This window comes from Pseudomonas sp. AC169 (assembly GCF_979258515.1).
Window position 1 is genome coordinate 2,642,654 of the sequence record NZ_OZ409866.1, and the last position, 23,889, is coordinate 2,666,542.

Below are 23,889 nucleotides of genomic sequence, written 5' to 3' on the forward strand. Positions count from 1 at the left end.
CATGCAACTCAAGAATCCCATCCTCGGCCTGTGCCAACAGTCCACGTTCATGCTCAGTGCCGCCAAAGTCGATCAATGCCCTGACGACGAAGGCTTTGAAGTAGCGTTTGCCGGCCGTTCCAACGCCGGCAAATCCAGCGCGCTGAACACCCTGACTCACGCCAGCCTGGCGCGCACCTCGAAAACTCCGGGGCGCACACAGCTGTTGAACTTCTTCAAGCTAGACGAAGATCGGCGTCTGGTCGACCTGCCGGGCTACGGTTACGCAAAAGTACCGATCCCGCTGAAGATGCACTGGCAGCGTCACCTTGAGGCTTACCTCGGTGGCCGCGAGAGTTTGAAGGGCTTGATTCTGATGATGGACATCCGTCATCCAATGACCGACTTCGACCTGCTGATGCTCGACTGGGCCGTTGCCGCCGGCATGCCGATGCACATCCTGCTGACCAAGGCCGACAAACTGACCTACGGCGCAGCCAAGAACACCCTGCTCAAAGTGCAGTCGGAAATTCGCAAAGGCTGGGGCGACCAAGTCACCATCCAGCTGTTCTCCGCGCCAAAACGCATGGGCCTGGAAGAGGCCTACACTGTATTGGCAGGCTGGATGGAACTCGCAGACAAAGGCGCCGAGGCGGCAGCCGAGTAAGACAATTTCAAAACTGTCTGTGGTGCTGTCAGGCAAGGCGAAAGCACCGCTAAAAAGCGGAGTTTAGGGTACCTAAATGAGCATTTTTAGCGGTGCTTTTAACGCAGCATGACGGCATCACAGACAGTTTTGGGGCAAAAAAAGCCCCGGACTTCATTGGGGAGGGAGAAGTTCCGGGGTTTAAGTTCCGAACCGCTAGGGCGGGGTTCAGATATCTGCCAACACTTAACACAACATAGGAGCATCGAAGGGCTTCACCAGCCATTCAGTATCTCTGAGTGGTGTCCTTCCAGATTAGTTCAGATTTTTTTCAAAAAGCTTTGGAATAATCTCCAGCGTTTTTCGAAATAAGCAGGTATTACCGGCGTTGCCGCGACAACGGGTCGCGGCAGACCGAGATCAATGGCTCAGTGAGCCTCATCCCAATTGTTGCCCACACCGACTTCGACCAGCAGCGGCACATCCAGTTTCGCCGCTTCGCTCATGTGTACGCGAATCTCGGCGCTGACCTGTTCGACCAGATCCTCACGAACCTCCAGCACCAATTCATCGTGCACCTGCAAAATGACTTTGGCGTCCAGCCCGGATGTCGCCAGCCAATTATCCACCGCGACCATGGCTTTCTTGATGATGTCGGCAGCCGTACCCTGCATCGGCGCGTTGATCGCCGTGCGTTCGGCGGCGGCGCGTTCCTGCGGCTTGTTCGAGTTGATCTCCGGCAGGTACAGACGACGCCCGAAGAACGTCTCGACATAACCCTGATCCGCCGCCTGCGCGCGGGTGCGATCCATGTACTCACGCACGCCTGGATAGCGGGCGAAGTAGGTGTCGATGTAAGCCTTGGCTGTCTTGGTATCGACGCCAATGTCCTTGCCGAGCTTCTGCGCGCCCATGCCGTAGATCAGACCGAAGTTGATCGCCTTGGCGCCACGGCGCTGGTCCGAGCTCACTTCGTTGAGCTCGACCTTGAACACTTCGGCAGCGGTGGCGGTGTGCACGTCGAGGTTGTTGCGGAAGGCGTTCATCAGGCCTTCGTCCTTGGACAGGTGCGCCATGATCCGCAGTTCGATCTGCGAATAGTCCGCCGCCAGCAGTTTGTAGCCCTTCGGCGCGACGAACGCTTGGCGGATACGCCGGCCTTCAGCGGTACGCACCGGAATGTTCTGCAGGTTCGGATCGCTGGAAGACAAGCGACCGGTCGATGCCACAGCCTGGTGATACGAAGTGTGGATACGCCCGGTGCGCGGGTTGATCTGCTCCGGCAGGCGATCGGTGTAGGTGCTTTTCAGCTTGCTCATCGAACGGTGCTCCATCAGCACCTTCGGCAAGCGGTGATCGTCTTCGGCGAGTTTCGCCAACACTTCTTCAGCAGTGGACGGCTGACCTTTGGCGGTCTTTTTCAGCACCGGCAGGCCGAGTTTCTCGTAGAGAATCACGCCCAACTGCTTCGGCGAGCCGAGGTTGAATTCTTCGCCGGCGATCTCGAACGCTTCGCGCTCCAGCGCGACCATTTTGTCGCCCAACTCGATGCTCTGCACGCCCAGCAGTGCCGCATCAACGTACGCGCCTTGGCGCTCGATGCGCGCCAGCACCGGCACCAGCGGGATTTCGATGTCGGTCAGCACGCTGGCCAGACTCGGGATGGCGCTGAGTTTTTCGAACAGGGTCTGGTGCAGACGCAACGTGATGTCAGCGTCTTCGGCGGCGTACGGGCCTGCCTGTTCCAGGGCGATCTGGTCGAAGGTCAGCTGCTTGGCGCCTTTGCCGGCGATGTCCTGGAAGCTCACGGTGGTGTGATCCAGGTACTTCTGCGCGAGGCTGTCCATGTCGTGGCGGGTGGCGGTGGAGTTGAGCACGTAGGACTCAAGCATCGTGTCGAAAGCGATGCCGCGCACGGTGATGCCTTGGCTCTGATCGCCACCGATGGCGCAGTTGGCCAGGATATTCATGTCGAACTTGGCGTGCTGGCCTACCTTGAGCTTGCTCGGGTCTTCGAGAATCGGCTTGAGTGCGCGCAGCACGGTGTCGCGATCCAGCTGCTCCGGCACGCCGATGTAGGAGTGGGTCAGCGGAATGTACGCGGCCTCGTTGGCCTGCACGGCGAACGACAGGCCGACCAGTTGCGCCTGCTGCGCGTCGATGCCAGTGGTTTCGGTGTCGAAAGCGAACAGCTTGGCGTTGTTCAACTTTTCCAGCCAGACGTCGAACCGCGCCTGATCAAGGATGGTTTCGTAAGCGGCTTCAGCAGGAGTGGCGGGCGCTTCGTCCGCTGGCGCGCTGAACAGATCGCCGGCCGGCGCAGGCTCGGCGGCTGCGCTCAATTCCAGACGCTTGGCGTCGCGATCCAGATCATTGATCCAGCTTTTGAATTCCAGCAGCGAGTACAGCTCATAGAGCTTGGCCGGGTCTTCTGCGCCCATCTGCAAGTCATCGAGTTCGATGTCCAGCGGCACGTCGATCTTGATCGTCGCCAGTTGATAGGAGAGGAAAGCCATCTCCTTGTGCTCTTCGAGCTTGGCCGGCAGGGTTTTCGCGCCGCGAATCGGCAGGGTCGGGACGATGTCGAGATTGGCGTACAGCTCGGTGAGGCCGCCGTTGACCCCGACCAACAGGCCGGACGCGGTTTTCGGGCCGATGCCCGGAACGCCCGGAATGTTGTCGGACGAATCGCCCATCAACGCCAGATAATCGATGATCTGCTCCGGAGCGACGCCAAATTTCTCCTTCACGCCCTCAACGTCCATCGAGCTACCGGACATGGTGTTGACCAAGGTAATGTGGCCATCGACCAGTTGCGCCATGTCCTTGTCGCCGGTGGAGATGATCACCGGGCGATCCGCCGCCGCGCTGCTGCGGGCGAGGGTGCCGATGACGTCGTCGGCTTCGACGCCTTCCACGCACAGCAGCGGGAAGCCGAGGGCGATCACGCTCTGGTGCAGCGGCTCGATCTGCACGCGCATGTCGTCGGGCATGCTTGGGCGGTTGGCTTTGTATTCGGCGTACATCTCATCGCGAAATGTCCCGCCCTTGGCGTCGAACACCACGGCGAACGGGCTGTCCGGGTACTGCTTGCGCAGACTCTTGAGCATGTTCAGCACGCCTTTGACCGCACCGGTCGGCAGGCCTTTGGAGGTGGTCAGTGGTGGCAGCGCGTGAAAGGCGCGGTACAGGTAAGACGAACCGTCCACCAGGACGAGGGGGGCTTGGCTCATGAGCAGGATCAACCTTTTCGGCGGGTCCGGCGCTAGAATAGCGGGACCGTTGACGACAAAGGGACAAGGTTATCATGCGTACGTTAAATCGCTTGCTGCTGGTCGGTCTGATTGCTGCCTCACCGTTGGCCGCGATGGCGGCGGATGATGCGCCCGCTTCGGAGCCGGAAGTTACGATCAACACTCACACGGAAGGCGACAAGGTCATTCAGGAATACAGTCGCAGTGGCTTCGTCTATGCGATCAAGGTCACGCCGAAGGGTGGCAAACCGTATTTCCTGGTGCGCGCTGATGGTACGGACGCGAACTACATTCGATCCGACCAGCCGGATATGCTGATTCCGTCGTGGGAAATCTTTACCTGGAAGTAAGATTCCCGACTTTTAATCGGCGTCGCCTGAGCGCGACGCCTGAACTGAGCAGTTTTTAACCATGTCTGTGTTCACTCCCCTGGCTCGGCCCGAGCTGGAAACCTTTCTCGCCCCTTACGGGCTTGGCCGTCTGCTTGATTTCCAGGGGATCGCCGCCGGCAGCGAAAACACCAACTTCTTCATCAGCCTGGAGCAGGGCGAATTTGTCCTGACCCTGGTCGAGCGCGGCCCGGTGCAGGAGATGCCGTTCTTCATCGACCTGCTCGACGTGCTCCACGAAGCCGATCTGCCGGTGCCGTACGCACTGCGCACCACTGACGGCGTGGCGTTGCGTGAGCTGAAAGGCAAACCGGCGCTGCTGCAGCCGCGCCTGTCCGGCAAGCACATCAAGGTCGCCAATGCTCAGCATTGCGTGCAGGTCGGCGAATTGCAGGCGCATCTGCACCTGGCGACCCAGGGCGAGCGCATGATCAAGCGCAAGACTGATCGTGGTCTGGACTGGATGCTGGAGGAGGGCAACGAGTTGCTCTCGCACCTGAGCGATGAGCCGCGTGCCTTGCTGCAAAAGGCACTGAATGAAATCACCGAGCGCAAAGACAAGATTCTTGCGCTGCCCCGGGCGAACATTCATGCCGACCTGTTTCGCGATAACGCGATGTTCGAAGGTACGCACCTGACCGGGCTGATCGACTTCTACAACGCCTGCTCGGGGCCGATGCTGTACGACGTGGCGATTGCCTTGAACGACTGGTGTTCGGACGAGGACGGTTTGATCGATGGCCCGCGTGCTCGCGCGTTTCTCGGCGCCTATGCGGCGCTGCGACCGTTCACGGCGGCAGAGGCCGAGTTGTGGCCGACGATGCTGCGCGTGGCGTGTGTGCGGTTCTGGCTGTCGCGATTGATCGCGGCGGAGCAGTTTGCCGGGCAGGACGTGTTGATTCACGATCCGAAAGAGTTCGAGCAGCGCTTGGCGCAGCGGCAGCAGGTACACACACCGCTACCTTTCGCCCTCTGAGTTAATTCTGGACGCTACCTCGAACCTGTGGGAGCGAGCTTGCTCGCGAATGCGACGGCACATTCAGCATATTCGTTGACTGGCCCACCGCTTTCGCGAGCAAGCTCGCTCCCACAGGGTTTGAGTTGTTACAACGATTCCAGGCACCCGGCCAAATCATTACCCAACTTCTCCAGCACCTGCTCATAGCCCTGAGCCGTCGCCGGGGTGTACCCGCCCAACGCGTCCAGCTCCGCCAGTTTCACCGGCAAACCTGCAACCAAGGTTTCGGCCAGACGCGGACGCAATGGCGGCTCGCTGAACACACAAGTCCTGCCCACTTCCTGCAAACGCTTGCGCATCGCCGCGACATGCTGCGCGCCCGGCTGCACTTCGGCAGCCACGCTGAACACCCCGGTGTGCTTCAGGCCGTAAGCCTCTTCAAAATAATCAAACGCCTCGTGGAAGACGAAGTACGGCTTGCCTTCAACACTGGCCAGACGCTGCTTCAAACGCTGATCCAGCGCGTCCAGACGCTCATCAAATGCCTTGGCGTTGCTCTGATAGCGTCCGGCATTCGCCGGATCTGCGGCGCTCAAGTCTGCGGCCATTTTGTCGGCGATTACCCGCGCATTCACCGGCGATAACCACAAATGCGCGTCCAGCGTGCCCGGACGATGATCGTGGTCATGCTCGTCAGCGTCTTCGGCGTGGGAGTGGCTGTCTTCAGCAAAGCGCCGCAGTTTCATGCCCGGCAGATCCTGCACGGCAACGCTCGGCAGTGTACGGCCGTTCAGCACGCGCGGCAGGAAACCCTCCATGTCCGGGCCGATCCAGTAGAGCAGATCGACCGACTGCACCTTCCGTACGTCGGATGGGCGCAGGGCGTAATTGTGCGGCGAGGCACCCGGTGGCAGCAGCACTTCGGGAATCGCCACGCCGTCCTGCACGGCCGCTGCAATCAGCTGCAACGGCTTGATGCTGGTGAGGACTTTGACCTCGGCCTGAGCCGAACCGATCAGCAGAAAACTGGCGACAAAAGCCACAAAAACAGAAAAAAGTCGGGACACGATGACCACTCAAGGAGGCGAGAACGGGTAACATAATAACGTCTCTATCAAAACTCGTCGCCGCCCATGCCTATTACACCGATTGCCAGCCGTCCCCACGACCACTCTCATTGCGTGCACAGCGCTTTGTCCGAGGCCGATACCTTGTGCGCCCAGAAAGGCTTGCGCCTGACCGCGTTGCGCCGCCGGGTGCTGGAATTGGTGTGGCAGAGCCACAAGCCGCTGGGCGCCTACGACATTCTTGCCGTGCTCAGCGAGCAGGACGGCCGCCGCGCCGCGCCGCCAACCGTGTACCGCGCGCTGGATTTCCTCTTGGAAAACGGCTTGGTACACCGCATCTCCTCGCTCAACGCCTTCGTCGGCTGCGTGCACCCGGAACACGCGCATCAGGGTCAGTTCCTGATTTGCCGTGATTGCCACGCCGCCATCGAACTTGAGCAAAAAGTGATCAGCGACGCGATCATCAACAGCGCCAAAGACGTTGGCTTCATCGTCGAAGCGCAGACCGTCGAAGTCGTCGGCCTGTGCTCCGGTTGCCAGGGGGCTTGATGAGCAATGCGCTGATCCGTCTGGAACAGGTCGCCGTCACATTTGCCGGGCAGGCTGTGCTGGACAACATCGAACTGAGCGTCGAGCCGGGGCAGATCGTCACCCTGATCGGCCCCAACGGCGCCGGCAAAACCACACTGGTGCGCGCCGTGCTTGGCTTGCTCAAGCCGGACAGCGGCAGCGTTTGGCGCAAGCCGAAACTGCGCGTCGGCTACATGCCGCAAAAACTCCATGTCGATCCGACGTTGCCGCTTTCGGTGCTGCGCTTTCTGCGGCTGGTGCCGGGCGTGGATCGTCCGCGTGCATTGGCAGCGCTGAAAGAAGTCGGCGCCGAACACGTCATCGACAGCCCGGTGCAAAGTGTTTCCGGCGGTGAAATGCAGCGTGTGCTGCTGGCTCGCGCACTGTTGCGTGAACCGGAATTGCTGGTTCTCGACGAACCGGTCCAAGGCGTCGACGTCGCCGGCCAGGCCGAGTTGTACAGCCTGATCACCCGGCTGCGCGACCGCCATGGTTGCGGCGTGCTGATGGTGTCCCACGATCTGCATCTGGTGATGAGCACCACCGACCAGGTGGTCTGCCTCAATCGTCACGTCTGCTGCTCCGGGCATCCCGAGCAGGTCAGCGGCGATCCGGCGTTCGTCGAGTTGTTCGGCAAGAACGCGCAGAGCCTCGCGGTCTATCACCACCATCACGACCACGCTCACGACCTGCACGGTTCGGTGGTCAAAGGGCCGGTTATTGGCCAACCTCACGTTCACGGAGACAACTGCAAGCATGGCTGATTTTCTGTTGTATGCCCTGCTTGCAGGTCTGGCGCTGGCCTTGGTGGCCGGGCCGCTCGGTTCGTTTGTGGTCTGGCGACGCATGGCTTATTTCGGCGACACCTTGTCCCATGCCGCGTTGCTCGGTGTGGCGCTGGGCTTTTTGCTGGATGTCAGCCCGACGGTCGCGGTCACCGTAGGCTGTCTGCTGCTGGCGGTGCTGCTGGTCACGCTGCAACAGCGCCAACCGCTGGCCTCTGACACGCTTTTGGGAATTCTCGCACCGAGCACGCTCTCTCTTGGGCTGGTGGTACTAAGCTTCATGCATGAAGTGCGGATCGACCTGATGGCCTATCTGTTCGGCGACCTGCTGGCGATCAGCCCGACCGATCTGGCGTGGATCCTCGGCGGCAGCGCGGCGGTGCTGGTGTTGCTGGTGACGCTGTGGCGGCCATTGCTGGCGATCACCGTGCACGAGGAACTGGCCAAAGTCGAAGGCCTGCCGGTGGCGGGCCTGCGTATGGCGCTGATGCTGTTGATTGCAGTGGTGATCGCGGTGGCGATGAAAATCGTCGGTGTGTTGCTGATTACTTCGCTGTTGATCATTCCGGCGGCTGCGGCACAGCGTCACGCCCGTTCGCCGGAGCAGATGGCTCTCGGCGCGAGCCTGCTGGGCATGCTCGCTGTGTGTGGCGGGCTGGCGCTGTCGTGGTTCAAGGACACCCCGGCCGGGCCGTCAATCGTTGTGACGGCGGCCGCACTGTTTCTGCTGAGTTTTGTTCTGCCCCGTCGCGGGGTGTAGACTTGGCCGCTTTTTGCGCAAATAGAGAGTCGCAGGAATGAAGCCGTTCGCCTCCCGTTATCTGCTCCTTGTCGCATTTTCAGTGCTACTGGGCGCCTGCCAAAGTACCCCACCGGTGGTTGAAACCCCCGATGCGCGGGCTACGGCCATCGCACAGCTGGAGCAAAGCCTGGCCAGCAGCGAACTGGCCACCGCTGAAGACCAATTGGCCGCTTTGCAGAAAGAAACTCCAAACGATCAATCCCTTGAGCAATACCAGCGGCAATTGGCCGAAGCGTATCTGCGTCGCAGCCAGATCGTGCTGCAGAAGGGAGATGTGAATGCGGCCGCCACAGCGTTGAGCCGTGCCCGCGCACTGATGCCGAAAGCCCCGGCGCTGACCGGTGGCGTCAACGGCGCGATTACTGAAGCGCGCAAGGCTGAGCTGGAGAAGGCCGAAGCAGCGCTGCTGGCCGCTGAGGCCAAGCCGAAAGCCAAGGTGATCGATCCGACCGCCGAGAGCACCACGGTTGCGCTGAATATCACCGATAGCCACAAACTTCGCCGCCAACTGGATGCGATCGCCGCCGATGTGGTGAATTATGAGTGTGGGGTGACGATTCAGGCACCACGGACGAATGACTATCCTTGGTTGTCGACGTTGCTGACCAAGCGGGTCAAGAAGCTCAACCCGGATTTTGATCTGAAAATCGAGAAGCAGATCGTGCGCACGGTGCCGGCGCAGATGGTTTTGAGTCCGCGTAAACCGTAAAAAGATCGCAGCCTGCGGCAGCTCCTACATGGGATTGAGGTACACCCTGTAGGAGCTGCCGAAGGCTGCGATCTTTTGCTTTTTAAGCTGGAATCGCTTTCGCCTTAGGCTCACGATCCCAAACCCGATGCTGCCCAATCGCAGCGAAGAACGGCTTGGTCAGCCCCGGTACATCCTTGCCTTGCAACAACCCGGCATCAGCTTCCAGTTTCAGCAGATCCTGCAATTGCTTGGCATCACCCTGCAACGCAATCGCCTTCAAATGCTTGTAAGCCTCCAGCACGTAGTGCAACGCCACGCCGTCACCGCTCAAGGCCTTGACCGACGCCGCGCCGCCCGGCACAAACACCGCATCGAAAATCACCGACGGCATGCCTTCCATCGAAGCGTCCATTGGCAACATTTTGCCGTCCGCAGTTTTCACCGGCGCCGAAGTCGGGCCGAGCAACTTGGCATGCGCACCTTCCGCCGCCAATGCCTTCTTCATCGCATCAATCGCCGCACCATCGACACCGTTGGCAGCAAGAATCGCCACTTTGCGGGTTTTGATGTTCTCTGGCAGCAGATTCGCCTGGCTCAGCGCTGGCGAGTGATCGAACGACACCTTGCGCGCATCCACCGTGCCTTTGGTAGGCGCAGGCAGACCCAGGTTGGCCGCTACACGCTTGGCCAGTTCCAGATCGATGTTGGCCAGAATCTCGTTCACCTCGCGCGCGCGAATAAATTCACGCTCCACCTTGCCCAACTCGAAGCTGTAGGCCGCGATGATGTGCTCCTTCTCGTGCGGGCTCATGCTGTTGAAGAACAACGTCGCCTGAGAGAAGTGATCGCTGAACGATTCGCTGCGCTGGCGGATCTTGTTCGCATCGATGCGCTCTGGATAACTCTCGAAACCACCGTCCTGCGCGGCAGGTGGGGTTTCTTTCGGCCAGCCGCCATCAATCGAGTTCGGCTCATAAGAAGCGCGACCCTTGTCGATCACCGTACGGTGCTGCGCATCGCGCTGGCCGTTGTGGAACGGCGCAACCGGACGGTTGATCGGCAGCTCATGAAAGTTCGGCCCACCGAGTCGGCTGATTTGCGTATCGGTGTAGGAAAACAGTCGACCTTGCAGCAGCGGGTCGTTGGAGAAGTCGATGCCCGGCACGATGTGGCCAGGGCAGAACGCAACCTGCTCGGTCTCGGCGAAGAAGTTGTCCGGGTTGCGGTTCAAGGTCATTTTGCCCAGCGGCGTGATTGGCACGATTTCTTCGGGGATCAGCTTGGTCGGGTCGAGGATGTCGAAATCGAAGTCGTGCTCGTTTTCCTCCTCGATGATCTGTACGCCGAGTTCCCATTCCGGGTAGTCGCCCATCTCGATCGCTTCCCAGAGGTCGCGACGGTGGTAATCGGTGTCTTTACCGGCGAGCTTCTGCGCCTCGTCCCACACCAGCGAGCAAGTGCCGGCAGTAGGGCGCCAGTGGAATTTGACGAAGCGCGATTTGCCTTCGGCGTTGATCAGCCGGAAGGTGTGCACGCCGAAGCCTTGCATGCTGCGCAGGCTTTTCGGGATCGCCCGGTCGGACATCGCCCAGATGACCATGTGTGCCGATTCCGGCACCAGTGAGACGAAGTCCCAGAAGGTATCGTGCGCCGAGCCGCCGGTAGGGATTTCGTTGTGTGGCTCGGGTTTCACCGCGTGGACGAAGTCGGGAAACTTGATCGCGTCCTGAATGAAGAACACCGGCATGTTGTTGCCGACCAGATCGAAGTTGCCTTCATCGGTGAAGAACTTCACCGCGAAACCACGCACGTCTCGCACGGTATCACCGGAACCCCGCGGCCCCTGTACCGTGGAAAAGCGTACGAACACCGGCGTCTTTTTCCCCGGATCCTGTAGGAAACCCGCCTTGGTCAGCGTCGAATGGTTCTCGTAGGCCTGAAAGAAACCGTGCGCGCCAGTGCCGCGTGCGTGGACGATGCGTTCCGGGATGCGTTCATGGTCAAAGTGCGTGATTTTTTCACGCATGATGAAGTCTTCAAGCAGCGATGGCCCACGCGGCCCGGCCTTGAGGGTGTTCTGGTTGTCAGCAACCTTGACCCCCTGATTGGTACGCAGGGCCTGGCCGGTGGCATCGGAGCGAAATTTTTCCAGGCTGTCGAGTTTGGCGTTGGTGTTGGCGCGATCCGGGGTATCGGTTCCGGCCATCTGGCTTTTATCGGTCGTAGGCTTCTTGCTCATCAGTCGTAAACTCCTCGGTTGACCCCGATGTTTGCCGGGGACTCTTGAGTGGTTCCCAGGCACGGCACCCAGGGTTTTCAAGTCGCTTACTTAGTGACTGATGAGGCACTCGGGGCGTTCCTTTTTTATGACCTTTGATCTTGTTATTGCCAAATCGAAGGTTAATTGCGAAATAAATGCTAAGAACCTCTATACGGACAGGCTAAAATGCGCGCCCGGCTAACCGCTGATCCTTTTCTAACGCGCCCCACAAGGTTCGCTACGTGATCGAGTTTCAAAACGTCCACAAGACTTACCGCGTCGCCGGTAAGGACATTCCCGCGCTGCACCCGACCAGTCTCTCCATCGAGAACGGGCAGGTGTTCGGCCTGATCGGCCATTCCGGCGCGGGTAAAAGTACCCTGCTGCGTCTGATCAATCGCCTGGAGAACTCCAGCGGCGGCAAGATCATCGTCGACGGCGAAGAAGTCACCGCGCTGGACGCCAACGGCCTGCGCCGTTTCCGCCAGCAAGTCGGGATGATCTTCCAGCACTTCAACCTGCTCGCCTCCAAAACCGTGGCCGACAACGTTGCGTTGCCGCTGACCCTGGCTGGTGAATTGTCGACCAGCGAGATCAATCAGCGTGTGGCTGAACTGCTGGCGCGCGTCGGTTTGTCCGACCACGCCAAGAAGTACCCGGCGCAATTGTCCGGCGGTCAGAAGCAGCGCGTCGGCATCGCCCGCGCTCTGGCGACCAAGCCAAAAATTCTGCTGTGCGACGAAGCCACCAGTGCCCTCGACCCACAGACCACGGCCTCGGTGCTGCAACTGCTGGCCGAGATCAACCGCGAACTGAAACTGACCATCGTCCTGATCACCCACGAGATGGATGTGATCCGTCGCGTCTGCGACCAAGTGGCGGTGATGGATGCTGGCGTGATTGTTGAGCAAGGTTCAGTGGCCGATGTGTTCCTGCATCCGCAGCACCCGACCACCAAGCGCTTCGTTCAGGAAAGCGAGCAGGTCGACGAGAGCGAGCAGCGCGATGACTTCGCTCACGTGCCGGGCCGCATCGTCCGTCTGACGTTCCAGGGCGAAGCGACCTACGCGCCGCTGCTCGGTACCGTCGCCCGCGAAACCGGCGTCGACTACAGCATCCTCGCCGGTCGCATCGACCGCATCAAAGACATTCCGTACGGGCAATTGACCCTCGCCGTCACCGGTGGCGACATGGAAGCGGCGTTCGCCCGCTTCACCGCCGCTGACGTTCACATGGAGGTATTGCGCTAATGGAAGACCTGATCAGTTTCTTCACCAACATCGACTGGTACGAAATCTGGCTGGCCACCGGCGACACGATGCTGATGCTCGGCGGTTCGCTGCTGTTCACCGTGTTGCTCGGCCTGCCGTTGGGCGTGTTGCTGTTCCTCTGCAGTCCGCGTCAACTCCTGGAAAGCCGTGGCCTGTACGCGTTCATGTCGCTGGCGGTGAACATCCTGCGTTCGCTGCCGTTCATTATTCTGTTGATCGTGATGATCCCGTTCACCGTGCTGATTACCGGCACGTCGCTGGGCGTGGCCGGTGCGATTCCGCCGTTGGTCGTCGGTGCCACGCCGTTCTTCGCGCGGCTGGTGGAAACGGCGTTGCGTGAAGTCGACCGCGGCATTATCGAAGCAACCCAGTCGATGGGCGCGACCACCCGGCAGATCATCATGAACGCCTTGCTGCCGGAGGCCCGTCCGGGCATCTTCGCGGCGATTACGGTGACGGCGATTACACTGGTGTCCTACACGGCAATGGCCGGTGTGGTTGGCGCCGGTGGTCTGGGTGACCTGGCGATCCGTTTCGGTTACCAGCGTTTCCAGACTGACGTGATGATCGTCACCGTGGTGTTGCTGCTGATTCTGGTGCAAGTGCTGCAGATGGTGGGCGACCGTTTGGTCGTGCATTTCTCGCGCAAATAAGCGGTTTTGTATTGAACAGATGAGCCGGCCATTCGCTGGCAGGCGCCAGACGGGCGCCTCATAAGGAGTTAGCTGAATGAAAAAACTGATCGCTGCTTTCGCTGCCGTTGCAGCATTCTCGGCCCACGCCGAAACCCTGACCGTTGCCGCCACTCCGGTGCCGCACGCAGAAATCCTCGAGTTCGTGAAGCCAGCCCTGGCCAAAGAAGGCGTGGATCTGAAGGTCAAGGTCTTCACCGACTACATTCAGCCGAACGTACAGGTCGCTGAAAAGCGTCTGGACGCCAACTTCTTCCAGCACCAGCCGTACCTCGATGAGTTCAACAAAGCCAAAGGCACCAGCCTGGTCGCCGTGACCGGCGTGCATTTGGAGCCACTGGGCGCCTACTCGAGCAAGCTCAAGGATCTGAAGGATCTGCCAAGCGGTGCCAACGTGGTGATCCCGAACGACGCCACCAACGGCGGCCGTGCGCTGTTGCTGCTGGCCAAGGCTGGCGTGATTACGCTGAAGGATCCGACCAACATCCTGTCGACCGTCAAAGACATCGCGACAAACCCGAAAGAACTGAAAATCCGTGAACTGGAAGCCGCGACTATCCCGCGCGTGCTGACCCAGGTCGATCTGGCGCTGATCAACACCAACTACGCGCTGGAAGCCAAGCTCGATCCGTCCAAGGATGCGCTGGTAATCGAAGGCAACGACTCGCCGTATGTGAACATCCTCGTGTCCCGTGCGGACAACAAGGACAGCGACGCGATGCAGAAACTGGCCGCTGCGCTGCACAGTCCGGAAGTGAAGAAATTCATTACCGAGAAGTACAAAGGCGCGGTATTGCCGGCGTTCTGATCGCTCTTTCGGCTTGATCGTGCCCATGCTCCGCGTGGGCATGCATCCTAGGACGCAGAGCGTCCCTTGCTGCATTCCCACGCAGAGCGTGGGAACGATCAAAGAAAAAGGGGACGCCATGAGCGTCCCCTTTTTTGTGTCGGGTGTTTGGCTTTGGACCTGCTGTGAAGCCGCCCCTCACCCCAGCCCTCTCCCCGAGGGAGAGGGGGCCGACCGAGCTGTCTGGCGTCATACATCGACCTGGCAGACCGAGTTGATTATGGATTCAGCGGATAACTTTCAGGTCGGCGTAACTCTCGAATATCTCCCAATCAGTTCCCTCTCCCTCTGGGAGAGGGCTAGGGTGAGGGGCTTTTAGGGGCCGACCGAGCTGTCTGGCGTTCTACATCGACCTGACAGACCGAGTTGATTATGGATTCAGCGGATAGCTTTCAGGTCGGCGTAACTCTTGAATATCCCCCAATCAGTTCCCTCTCCCTCTGGGAGAGGGCTAGGGTGAGGGGCTTTTAGGGGCCGACCGAGGTGTCTGGCGTTCTACATCGACCTGACAGACCGAGTTGATTATGGATTCAGCGGATAGCTTTCAGGTCGGCGTAACTCTTGAATATCCCCCAATCAGTTCCCTCTCCCTCTGGGGAAAGGGCTAGGGTGAGGGCTTTTAGGGGCCGACCGAGGTGTCTGGCGTTCTACATCGACCTGACAGACCGAGTTGATTATGGATTCAGCGGATAACTTTCAGGTCGGCGTAACTCTCGAATATCCCCCAATCAGTCCCCTCTCCCTCTGGGAGAGGGCTAGGGTGAGGGGCTTTTGCCTTTGAAAAAAATTACTTGCGGTTAAGCATCACCGGGAGTTGCGCAACCAGTTTGGCGTTATTCAACGGCGCCCGAATAAACCCACGCTGCGTCCCGTCCGGCCCGATCACCGCCAGATTCCCACTATGGTCCACCGTGTAATTCGGCTTACTCGTATCCGCCGGAATAAACGGAATACTCACCGCATTCGCCACCTTCTGCAGCTCTTCAATCGAAGTCGGCGTCAGGCCGACAAACTGCGGATCAAAGTAACCCAGATACTGCTTCAACTGCTTGGGGTTATCGCGGTTCGGGTCAACGCTGACCAGCACGATCTGTAACTTGTCCACAGCGTCTTTGGGCAACTCGCTCTTGATCTGACGCAGCTGCGCCAACGTGGTCGGGCAGATGTCCGGGCAGAAGGTGTAGCCGAAGAACAGCAGACTCCACTTACCTTTCAGCTCGTTGATCGCCACCGGTTTGCCGTCCTGATCGGTCATCGTCACGTCCGGCAAATTACGGCTCTGCGGCAGCAGGATGATGCCGGCGTCGATCAGCGCGGTGGGGTCGCCCTGGCCCTTGCCGCTTAGCACTTTGTTGACGGTAAGTCCCAGGATCAGCGCGATCACGGCGACGAGGATGAAGACGGTTTTCTGGGTTCGAGTCATAGGTTCAACAGTAAGTAGTGGTCTACGAGCAGGGCGATGAACAACAGGAACAAGTACCAAATAGAGTACTTGAAGGTGTTGATCGCCGCGTGCGGCCGAGTGCCACGGTACAGCACCACGGCCCATTGCAGAAACCTAGCGCCCAGACCCAGTGCGCAAATCAGGTAGAGCACGCCGCTCATATGAATCACGTACGGCAGCAGACTCACCGCCAGCAGCGCGAAGGTGTACAGCAGAATGTGCACTTTGGTGTAGTGCTCGCCGTGGGTGACCGGCAGCATCGGGATGTCGGCCTTGGCGTATTCCTCTTTGCGATGGATCGCCAGCGCCCAAAAGTGCGGCGGCGTCCAGGCGAAGATGATCAGCACCAGCAACAACGGTTCGGCGCTGACGTGGCCGGTGGCAGCGGTCCAGCCGAGCAGCGGCGGGGCGGCGCCGGCGAGGCCTCCGATGACGATGTTCTGCGGCGTCGCGCGTTTGAGGAATCCGGTGTAGATGACGGCGTAACCAAGAAGCGAAGCCAAGGTCAGCCATGCGGTCAGCGGATTGGTGAACGTCAGCAGCAGGGCCTGGCCGAGCAGCGCCAACACCAGTGCAAACGTCAGTGCCGCCGCCGGCGAAACCCGGCCCTCGGCGAGCGGCCGCTTGTGCGTGCGCGCCATCACTGCATCGATGCGCCGATCCACCACATGATTGACCGCCGCTGCGCCGCCCGCACACAGGGCAATCCCCAGATTGCCAAACACCAGCACCGTCCACGGCACCCCGGCGCGGGTGGCGAGGAACATGCCGACCAGCGAGGTGATCAGCATCAGCACCACGACTTTCGGTTTGGTCAGCTCCAGATAGTCACGCCACAGCGCTTGGGCGGGACGTTCGCCAATCAGAATCGCCACGGCGTTTCTCCTTTTATTGTGATGGGCGCGGCGGCGTGTTTGCGCGGGCTCAAGCGCCAGCGTGCGAGCACCGGTTGTTTCACCCGAACGAGACTGGTGCGCGCGTGATAGTTGACCAGCACCATCGTCAGTAGCAGCGCCGCACCGCCAGCGTTATGCGCGACCGCCACGGGCAGCGGCAGATGAAACAGCACGTTGCTGATGCCGAGGGTGATCTGCGCCGCGAGGGCAATCAGCACCAGACCGGCCAGCCGTGTCATGCCGACCACTTTCAATTGCCACGCCAGACCGAGCAGAACCAACGTCACCAGCAAAGCGCCGATCCGGTGGGTCAAGTGAATCGCCGTGCGCGCATCACTGTCGAGTTGCCCGCCCAGATAATTCGGACCGATGTGTTGAGTCAGATGAAACCCATTGGCGAAATCTGCCGGCGGCAGCCATTGGCCGTGACAGGTGGGGAAGTCGATGCACGCCACCGCTGCGTAGTTGGAACTGACCCAGCCCCCCAGCGCGATCTGACCAATCACCAGCAGCAATCCCGCCGTCGCCCAATATTGCAAACGCTTGGGCACGGTCAGCGCCGGTAGCACGCCGGACAATCTAAGCGTCAGCAAAAACAACAAACTCAACGTCGCAAAACCGCCGAGCAAATGCCCGGTGACCACCTGAGGCCAGAGCTTGAGCGTCACCGTCCACATGCCGAACGCCGCTTGCGCAAACACCACCGCCAGCAGGAACAGCGGCAGCTTCAACGGCTGCCCCGGATGACGACGATTGACCCAAGCACGCCCGGCTAGAATTGAAATGAGCAGGCCGAGGGTGCCGGCGAAGTAGCGGTGGATCATCTCGTTCCAGCCCTTGTGCGCCTCCACCGGCGAGTCGGGGTAATGCAGTTCGGCATGGGCCAGTTGGGCTTCGCTTTTCGGCACGCTGATAAAACCGTAGCAGCCCGGCCAGTCCGGACAACCGAGGCCGGCGTGGGTCAGGCGCGTATACGCGCCGAGCAGCACCACAATCAGGGCCAGCAGGGTGGCAAACAGCGCGAGGCGAAATCCAGGTTTGGCCATGACGATGCCCTTATCCGATGTTCGACAGTTTCAGCAGGTGACGCAGGTCGTTGAGCAGTTCCTTGCCTTTCACATTTGGCTCGTAACGCAGCACGAGATTGCCGTGGGGGTCGATGATCCACAGTTGTGGTGTGGCTTTGTCGCCAGTGGTTTTGCTGAACACACCAGCGTCCAGTGGATAGCGTTGCAGCTGTGGATATTCACGGGTCAGCTTGGCCTCGTAATCGGCGCTCACTGGTTGCGCGACGGCGAGGGCATGGCTGGCGCGGCCGGCCTCGCGACCGAGACCGATCTGGATCTGCCGCGCCAGATAAACCAATTGCTGGCAATCCACCGCGCAGTCCTTCGGCGCGGTCACCAGCATCTGCCAGCGTTGTTCATCGGCCTGCACACCGAGGTCGGCGCGGGTCTGGCCGTTGCCGATCAGTTCGCCGTGATAACTGCGACCTTCGGGCACCCAGAACTGCAATTTGTACATGCCGGTGGCGAGCAGCATCGGGCCGACCACGCCGAGCACAATCAGCAACAACTGAATGCGCCCGCGACGGCGGCTGGCAGCAGGTTTCGCCTCAGACATGCTGGGTGGATTCATGGCCGTTCCCATGGTGTTTCTCCTTTGCGTTGTGCAAGCCCAAATAGATGTAGAGGCCGAGCAGGGCGGTGGCCATGGCGAACCACTGCACGGCGTAACCGAGGTGTTTTTCCGGGCCCATGGCGACCACCGGCCAATCGGCCTCGTAGCTGGCCGGGCCGGATTCGGCGCGTAATTCGTAGGCGAAGCCGTCGCGTTCGAGGGTTTGCCACAGTCTGGCTGGGTCGACAGCGGTGATGGTTTGCGGCCAGGTGCTGCTGACCGGGTCGGCGTGCAACTGGAACGTCGCGCCGGGGGCGACGTAGACCCAGGCATCGATATTCAACGCCTCAGTGGGCGTAGTGAATTGCGGCGGTACGCGGCGATCCGGCCATGGCAACCAGCCGCGATTGACCAGTAGCCACAAACCGCTGCGTTGATCCTGAAACGGTTGCAGTAGCTCGACGCCAACCTTGCCGTTGCGTTGGCGGTTATCCAGCAACAGACTGTGCGCGGCATCGAACTGGCCGTGCAGGTGCACGCGGCGATAAGCCGGATCGGCACTGTTAAGCAACTCGTTGCTGGCCATCGGTTCAGCGGCGCGGCGTTCATCGTAACTGGCGAGCAGCGCAGTTTTCTCGGCGCCACGGCTCAGTTGCCAGAAGCCCAAAGACACCAGCAACGGCAGCAATAACGCGACCACCACGGTCGGTATCACGCCCGGACGAAAGCGCTTCATGGCTGCGCCACAAAGTCAGTCGTTGCGCTCGCTATACTCAACTGCATCGCCTGTCCCCCGGAGTTCTTCCCATGCTCAAAACAGCGATCGTCCTGATGCTGATTGCCACGGTGATCAGCCTGTTCAGCGGCCTGTTTTTCCTGGTCAAGGACGACAGCAGTTCCAATCGCCTGGTCATCGCCTTGAGTGTTCGGGTGGCATTGGCCGCAGTCACCGTCGGCTTGATCGCCTGGGGTTTCTACAGCGGCCAATTGGTGTCGCACGTGACATGGTAGCTACGAGCTTCTAGCTTTGAGCTGCAAGCTTGGAGCTTGAAGCTCGCGGCTGTTTTTAGAGCACATAAACGAAGATAAACAGGCCGATCCACACCACGTCGACGAAGTGCCAATACCAGCTCGCCGCTTCGAAGCCGAACTGGTGCTCGTTGTCGAAGTGGCCCTTCATGATGCGCATCAGCATCACAAACAGAATGATCGTGCCGATGGTCACGTGGGCGCCGTGGAACCCGGTGAGCATGAAGAACGTCGCGCCATAAATGCCCGAGCCGAGGGTCAGGCCCAGTTCGTGATAGGCGTGGATGTATTCCTCAGCCTGGAAACCGAGAAACGCGCAGCCCAGCAGCACAGTGATCGCCAGCCAGATTTTCAGCGCACCGCGATGGCCTTTCTTCAGTGCATGGTGGGCGATGGTGATGGTCACGCTGGAGCTGACCAGCAGAATCGTGTTGATCAGCGGCAGCCCCCACGGGCTGATCACTTCTTTCGGCGGCGGGAACAGTTTCGGATCTGGCGTATGCAGCAGCGGCCAGGTGAACTGGAAGTTCGGCCAGAGCATATGGGCGATGCCTTTCGGCCCTTCGCCGCCGAGCGCCGGACCGGAGATGTGCCGCACATAAAACAACGCGCCGAAGAAGGCGACGAAGAACATCACCTCGGAGAAGATGAACCAACTCATGCCCCAGCGGAACGAGCGATCCAGCTGTGCGCTGTAAAGTCCCGCGCGGCTTTCCTTGATCACCGTGCCGAACCAGCCGAACAGCATGTACGCCACCAGCAGACCACCGACGAAAAAGATCAGCGGGCCGTGGGATTCCGGGCGCGCTGCCTTCAGATCGTTGAACCAGGTGGCGAGGCCGTACACGGTGACGAACATCCCGACCGTGGCAATGATCGGCCATTTGCTCTGGGCCGGAACGAAATAGTGCTCATGAGTTGCCATTTATTGTTCTCCTTATCGGGCACGCTCAACCGCCAGTGTTTACAGCCACCGGCGGATGTCGGGCGGTGATATCGAACAGCGTGTAGGACAGCGTCAGGTGCTTCACATCCTTGGGCATGTCGCGGTCAACAATGAAGCGCACCGGCATCTCGATCTGCTGACCGGGCTGCAGCACCTGCTGGGTAAAGCAAAAGCATTCGGTCTTGTGGAAATAAGCCGCCGCGTTGCTCGGCGCGATGCTAGGCACGGCTTGGGCACTCATCGGTTTGTCGGTCGGATTGCGCGCGATGAAGATCATCTCGTTGACCGCGCCGGGGTTGGCGGTGAGTTCGTCGTGCTTGGGGTAGAAGTCCCATGGCATATCGGCGGTGTTGGTCGACAGAAACTGCACGCGCACCTGGCGCGAGGTATCGACCACTTGCTCACCCTCGTACTGCCCGGCGGTCTTGCCGTTGATGCCGAAGGCTTTGCACATCACGTCGTAGATCGGCACCAGGGCAAAGCCGAAGACAAACATCGCCACCACCACCCCGAGCAGGCGGGTGACGAGTTTTTTCATCGATACCGAATCAGCCATGATTTTCAGCCTCCACCTGAATCTCTGTGGGAGCGAGCTTGCTCGCGAAGCAGGCGCTGCGGTTTCTCAGTGAAACCGAGTTATCGTTCTTCGCGAGCAAGCTCGCTCCCACAGTCATTTCACTTCCGGCGGTGTGGTAAAGGTGTGATACGGCGCCGGCGACGGCACGCTCCACTCCAGACCTTCCGCACCATCCCAAGGCTTGGCCGGTGCCGGCGGGCCGCCGCGAATGGTTTTGATCACAATAAACAGGAAGAAGATCTGCGTGGCGCCAAACATGAACGCACCAATCGAGGAGACCATGTTGAAGTCGGCGAACTGCAGGTTGTAGTCCGGAATCCGTCGCGGCATCCCCGCAAGACCGACGAAGTGCATCGGGAAAAAGGTCAGGTTCATGCCGACGAATGACAGCCAGAAATGCAGTTTGCCGAGGGTTTCGTCGTACATGTGCCCGGTCCATTTCGGCAACCAGTAATAGGCCGAGGCGAAGATGCCGAAGATCGCCCCCGGCACCAGCACATAATGGAAGTGCGCGACCACAAAGTAGGTGTCCTGATACTGGAAGTCCGCCGGGGCGATGGCCAGCATCAGCCCGGAGAAGCCACCAATGGAAAACAGGATCACGAACGCCACGGCAAACAGCATCGGTGTCTCGAAGGTCATCGAGCCTTGCCACATGGTGCTGGCCCAGTTGAACACCTTCACCCCGGTCGGCACGGCGATGAGCATGGTCGCGTACATGAAGAACAATTCGCCCACCAACGGAATGCCGACCACGAACATGTGGTGCGCCCAGACGATAAACGACAGGAACGCGATGCTCGCCGTTGCGTAGACCATCGAGGTGTAGCCGAACAGCGGTTTGCGGGCGAAGGTCGGGATGATCTGGCTGACCGCGCCGAAGGCCGGCAGGATCATGATGTACACCTCGGGGTGGCCGAAGAACCAGAACACATGCTGGAACAACACCGGGTCACCGCCACCGGCAGCGCTGAAGAAACTGGTGCCGAAGTGGATGTCCATCAGCATCATCGTCACGCACCCGGCCAGCACCGGCATCACCGCGATCAGCAGGAATGCGGTGATCAGCCAGGTCCAGACGAACAGCGGCATTTTCATCAGGGTCATGCCGGGGGCGCGCAGGTTGAGAATGGTAGCGATCACGTTGATCGCGCCCATGATCGAACTGATCCCCATCAGGTGGATGGCAAAGATGAAGAAGGTCACGCTTTCCGGCGCATAGGTCGTCGACAGCGGTGCGTAGAAGGTCCAGCCGAAGTTCGGCCCGCCACCGGGGGTGAACAGGGTCGAGACCAGCAGCAGGAACGCTGCCGGCAGCAGCCAGAAGCTGAAGTTGTTCATCCGGGGCAGGGCCATGTCCGGCGCGCCGACCATCAGCGGAATCATCCAGTTGGCGAGGCCGACGAACGCCGGCATCACTGCACCGAAGACCATCACCAGTCCGTGCATGGTGGTCATCTGGTTGAAGAACGCCGGTTCGACGATCTGCAGACCGGGCTGGAACAGCTCGGCACGGATCACCATGGCGAACGAGCCGCCGAGCAGGAACATCAGGAACGCAAACCACAGATACAGCGTGCCGATGTCTTTGTGGTTGGTGGTCAGCACCCAGCGCATCAGGCCTTTGGCGGGGCCGTGGGCGTGGTCGGCATGACCGTGGTCATCGATGACAGCGCTCATGGCCGGTCTCCTTTACGTGAGTGGGCGGGGCGGGCCGGGGCGTGCTGCCCCGGCCGGTTCACGAAGTACGCGATAGACCGGCTCATTTGCTTTCCGCCTGTTTCAGCTCCAGCACTTCTTTTGGCGTGACCATGTCGCCCTTGTTGTTGCCCCAGGCGTTACGTTCGTAGGTCACGACCGCTGCGATATCGACTTCCGACAACTGCTTGCCGAACGCCGCCATGGCGGTGCCGGGCTTGCCGTGGAAGACAATGCTCAAGTGGCCTTCTTTCGGTCCGGTGGCAATTTTCGAGCCCTTGAGCGCCGGGAACATCGGCGGCAGGCCCTGACCTTCGGCCTGGTGACAGGCGACGCAGGTGGTGTGATAGATCTTGTCGCCGCGCTCCTTGAGTTCGTCGAGGGTCCATTCCTTGCTGGTCAGCTCTTTGAGTTGCGCGGCCTCGGCTTTGCGCTCGGCCAGCCACTTCTCGTAATCGGCTTTCTCTTTGACTTCGACCACGATCGGCATGAAGCCGTGATCCTTGCCGCACAATTCGGCGCACTGGCCACGGTAGATTCCGGGCTTGTCGATGCGCGTCCACGCCTCATTGACGAACCCCGGAATCGCATCGCGCTTGACCGCGAAGGCGGGCACCCACCAGGAGTGGATAACGTCGGCAGACGTCACGAGGAAGCGCACCTTGGCACCGGTCGGCAGCACCAACGGCTTGTCGACCTCGAGCAAGTAGTGCTCGCCTTTGGCTTCCTTGTTGTGGATCTGCTCGGCGGGGGTGGCCAGGTTGCTGAAGAACTCGACGTCCTGGCCCAGGTATTTGTAGTGCCACTTCCACTGATAACCGGTGACCTGGATATCGATGTCCGGCTCACTGGTGTCGTACATCTTGATCAGGGTGGCGGTCGCCGGTACGGCCATGGCCACCAGAATCAGCAGCGGCACGACGGTCCACATGATTTCGACGCCGGTGCTTTCGTGGAATTTTGCGGCGACCTGCCCGGTAGAACGGCGGTGCACCATCATCGACCAGAACATGGCGCCGAAGACGATGATCCCGATCACCACACAGATCCAGAAAATGGTCATGTGCAGGTCGAATACTGCGTGACTGATTTCAGTCGCTCCAGGCGCCATATTCACAGTCCAGGCGGCGTTGGCCTGGCTGAAAATCGACCACAACAGGAGGCCCATCCAGACGTGTGGATGTCGCATCATTGCGGGTTCCCCTTATCGTTCTTGTTATCCCGCCGGCTTTCGCCTGCGGCAAGGGAGCGGCTGCATCAGACTACGAACTTGAATCGCCGGGCCTTGCTGCGGGTGCAGTCGGGCGTCATCAGCTAACTCCATTCATTGGCGAGTATAGACAGCGTCGGGAAATTGCAATGTGCCGACGTAAATCATCTGAAACAGCTGGTACTTGCGTTCAAGGGCACGAATGGAGAAGGATGCAGACCAGTGGTGGCAAACCGATATAACGCAGGCGCATCAAGG

The 23,889-nt window shown here is 60.0% G+C and carries 23 protein-coding genes; 11 read left to right on the forward strand and 12 right to left on the reverse strand.

Features of this window, described 5'->3' with window-relative positions; all coding sequences use genetic code 11:
* Nucleotide 1 precedes the first annotated feature (1 nt).
* On the forward strand, nucleotides 2-646 hold the full coding sequence (yihA, locus tag ACZZ0G_RS12065) for a ribosome biogenesis GTP-binding protein YihA/YsxC (protein ID WP_122604724.1): 645 nt from the start codon (nucleotides 2-4) through the stop codon (nucleotides 644-646).
* Between the two features lie 407 nt (nucleotides 647-1,053).
* On the opposite strand, the gene polA is transcribed toward yihA, so the two are convergent.
* Nucleotides 1,054-3,858, reverse strand: coding sequence for a DNA polymerase I (polA, locus tag ACZZ0G_RS12070; RefSeq protein ID WP_463556275.1), 2,805 nt, complete (start codon nucleotides 3,856-3,858; stop codon nucleotides 1,054-1,056).
* Between the two features lie 74 nt (nucleotides 3,859-3,932).
* Here polA and ACZZ0G_RS12075 point away from each other — a divergent pair, with 74 nt between their 5' ends.
* Both ACZZ0G_RS12075 and ACZZ0G_RS12080 read left to right on the forward strand, forming a co-directional pair.
* Entirely contained in the window at nucleotides 3,933-4,229 is a 297-nt protein-coding gene (locus tag ACZZ0G_RS12075) for a DUF2782 domain-containing protein (protein WP_008081231.1), read from the forward strand.
* 61 nt (nucleotides 4,230-4,290) lie between these two features.
* Complete coding sequence (locus ACZZ0G_RS12080) at nucleotides 4,291-5,244, forward strand: homoserine kinase (RefSeq protein ID WP_463556276.1); 954 nt, start codon at nucleotides 4,291-4,293, stop codon at nucleotides 5,242-5,244.
* A gap of 128 nt (nucleotides 5,245-5,372) precedes the next feature.
* Here ACZZ0G_RS12080 and ACZZ0G_RS12085 read toward each other — a convergent pair whose 3' ends face one another.
* On the reverse strand, nucleotides 5,373-6,293 hold the full coding sequence (locus ACZZ0G_RS12085) for a zinc ABC transporter substrate-binding protein (protein WP_463556277.1): 921 nt from the start codon (nucleotides 6,291-6,293) through the stop codon (nucleotides 5,373-5,375).
* A gap of 66 nt (nucleotides 6,294-6,359) precedes the next feature.
* On the opposite strand from ACZZ0G_RS12085, the gene ACZZ0G_RS12090 reads away from it, so the two are divergent.
* From ACZZ0G_RS12090 to ACZZ0G_RS12105, 4 genes are read left to right on the forward strand one after another with little or no spacing between them, the layout of a single operon-like run.
* On the forward strand, nucleotides 6,360-6,842 hold the full coding sequence (locus tag ACZZ0G_RS12090) for a Fur family transcriptional regulator (RefSeq protein ID WP_007911760.1): 483 nt from the start codon (nucleotides 6,360-6,362) through the stop codon (nucleotides 6,840-6,842).
* Entirely contained in the window at nucleotides 6,842-7,627 is a 786-nt protein-coding gene (znuC, locus tag ACZZ0G_RS12095; protein WP_007911759.1) for a zinc ABC transporter ATP-binding protein ZnuC, read from the forward strand. The genes ACZZ0G_RS12090 and znuC overlap by 1 nt, the downstream gene beginning before the upstream one ends.
* Nucleotides 7,620-8,408 (forward strand): zinc ABC transporter permease subunit ZnuB, encoded by a 789-nt coding sequence (gene znuB, locus ACZZ0G_RS12100; protein ID WP_016986450.1) that lies wholly within the window; start codon nucleotides 7,620-7,622, stop codon nucleotides 8,406-8,408. Before znuC ends, znuB begins: the two co-directional genes overlap by 8 nt.
* 37 nt (nucleotides 8,409-8,445) lie before the next feature.
* Entirely contained in the window at nucleotides 8,446-9,159 is a 714-nt protein-coding gene (locus ACZZ0G_RS12105; protein ID WP_463556278.1) for a PA5502 family lipoprotein, read from the forward strand.
* Between the two features lie 82 nt (nucleotides 9,160-9,241).
* On the opposite strand, the gene katE is transcribed toward ACZZ0G_RS12105, so the two are convergent.
* Entirely contained in the window at nucleotides 9,242-11,383 is a 2,142-nt protein-coding gene (gene katE / locus ACZZ0G_RS12110) for a catalase HPII (protein WP_463558848.1), read from the reverse strand.
* A 260-nt stretch (nucleotides 11,384-11,643) separates the two neighbouring features.
* Here katE and ACZZ0G_RS12115 point away from each other — a divergent pair, with 260 nt between their 5' ends.
* The 3 genes from ACZZ0G_RS12115 (at nucleotide 11,644) to ACZZ0G_RS12125 (ending at nucleotide 14,172) form a co-directional block, all read left to right on the forward strand.
* Nucleotides 11,644-12,651, forward strand: coding sequence for a methionine ABC transporter ATP-binding protein (locus tag ACZZ0G_RS12115; RefSeq protein ID WP_463556279.1), 1,008 nt, complete (start codon nucleotides 11,644-11,646; stop codon nucleotides 12,649-12,651).
* The gene (locus ACZZ0G_RS12120; RefSeq protein WP_008081214.1) at nucleotides 12,651-13,325 is read left to right on the forward strand and encodes a methionine ABC transporter permease; all 675 of its coding nucleotides are present in this window, start codon (nucleotides 12,651-12,653) and stop codon (nucleotides 13,323-13,325) included. Before ACZZ0G_RS12115 ends, ACZZ0G_RS12120 begins: the two co-directional genes overlap by 1 nt.
* Before the next feature lie 76 nt (nucleotides 13,326-13,401).
* Complete coding sequence (locus tag ACZZ0G_RS12125) at nucleotides 13,402-14,172, forward strand: MetQ/NlpA family ABC transporter substrate-binding protein (protein WP_463556280.1); 771 nt, start codon at nucleotides 13,402-13,404, stop codon at nucleotides 14,170-14,172.
* A gap of 826 nt (nucleotides 14,173-14,998) precedes the next feature.
* Here ACZZ0G_RS12125 and ACZZ0G_RS12130 read toward each other — a convergent pair.
* Genes ACZZ0G_RS12130 through ACZZ0G_RS12150 form a run of 5 tightly spaced genes read right to left on the reverse strand, consistent with a single transcriptional unit; the run spans nucleotide 14,999 to nucleotide 18,907 of the window.
* The gene (locus ACZZ0G_RS12130; RefSeq protein ID WP_007911741.1) at nucleotides 14,999-15,634 is read right to left on the reverse strand and encodes an SCO family protein; all 636 of its coding nucleotides are present in this window, start codon (nucleotides 15,632-15,634) and stop codon (nucleotides 14,999-15,001) included.
* Nucleotides 15,631-16,530, reverse strand: coding sequence for a heme o synthase (gene cyoE / locus ACZZ0G_RS12135; RefSeq protein ID WP_463556281.1), 900 nt, complete (start codon nucleotides 16,528-16,530; stop codon nucleotides 15,631-15,633). The genes ACZZ0G_RS12130 and cyoE overlap by 4 nt, the downstream gene beginning before the upstream one ends.
* Nucleotides 16,518-17,597 carry a COX15/CtaA family protein gene (locus tag ACZZ0G_RS12140; protein ID WP_095113101.1) on the reverse strand — a complete coding sequence of 360 codons (1,080 nt, stop codon included), beginning with the start codon at nucleotides 17,595-17,597 and terminating at the stop codon, nucleotides 16,518-16,520. Before ACZZ0G_RS12140 ends, cyoE begins: the two co-directional genes overlap by 13 nt.
* 10 nt (nucleotides 17,598-17,607) lie before the next feature.
* Nucleotides 17,608-18,201, reverse strand: coding sequence for a hypothetical protein (locus tag ACZZ0G_RS12145; protein ID WP_463556282.1), 594 nt, complete (start codon nucleotides 18,199-18,201; stop codon nucleotides 17,608-17,610).
* A complete protein-coding gene (locus ACZZ0G_RS12150) occupies nucleotides 18,167-18,907 on the reverse strand; it encodes an SURF1 family protein (RefSeq protein ID WP_463556283.1) in 741 nt (246 codons plus the stop codon). The genes ACZZ0G_RS12145 and ACZZ0G_RS12150 overlap by 35 nt, the downstream gene beginning before the upstream one ends.
* A 71-nt stretch (nucleotides 18,908-18,978) precedes the next feature.
* Here ACZZ0G_RS12150 and ACZZ0G_RS12155 point away from each other — a divergent pair, with 71 nt between their 5' ends.
* On the forward strand, nucleotides 18,979-19,182 hold the full coding sequence (locus tag ACZZ0G_RS12155; RefSeq protein ID WP_034152251.1) for a twin transmembrane helix small protein: 204 nt from the start codon (nucleotides 18,979-18,981) through the stop codon (nucleotides 19,180-19,182).
* Nucleotides 19,183-19,237: 55 nt separating this feature from the next.
* On the opposite strand, the gene ACZZ0G_RS12160 is transcribed toward ACZZ0G_RS12155, so the two are convergent.
* The 4 genes from ACZZ0G_RS12160 to coxB form a co-directional block, all read right to left on the reverse strand.
* Nucleotides 19,238-20,125 carry a cytochrome c oxidase subunit 3 gene (locus ACZZ0G_RS12160; protein ID WP_064389743.1) on the reverse strand — a complete coding sequence of 296 codons (888 nt, stop codon included), beginning with the start codon at nucleotides 20,123-20,125 and terminating at the stop codon, nucleotides 19,238-19,240.
* A 25-nt stretch (nucleotides 20,126-20,150) separates the two neighbouring features.
* Entirely contained in the window at nucleotides 20,151-20,702 is a 552-nt protein-coding gene (locus ACZZ0G_RS12165) for a cytochrome c oxidase assembly protein (RefSeq protein WP_180698126.1), read from the reverse strand.
* A gap of 114 nt (nucleotides 20,703-20,816) precedes the next feature.
* Nucleotides 20,817-22,403 (reverse strand): cytochrome c oxidase subunit I, encoded by a 1,587-nt coding sequence (gene ctaD, locus ACZZ0G_RS12170; RefSeq protein ID WP_463556284.1) that lies wholly within the window; start codon nucleotides 22,401-22,403, stop codon nucleotides 20,817-20,819.
* Nucleotides 22,404-22,485: 82 nt separating this feature from the next.
* A complete protein-coding gene (coxB, locus tag ACZZ0G_RS12175) occupies nucleotides 22,486-23,613 on the reverse strand; it encodes a cytochrome c oxidase subunit II (protein WP_463556285.1) in 1,128 nt (375 codons plus the stop codon).
* Nucleotides 23,614-23,889: the final 276 nt, after the last annotated feature.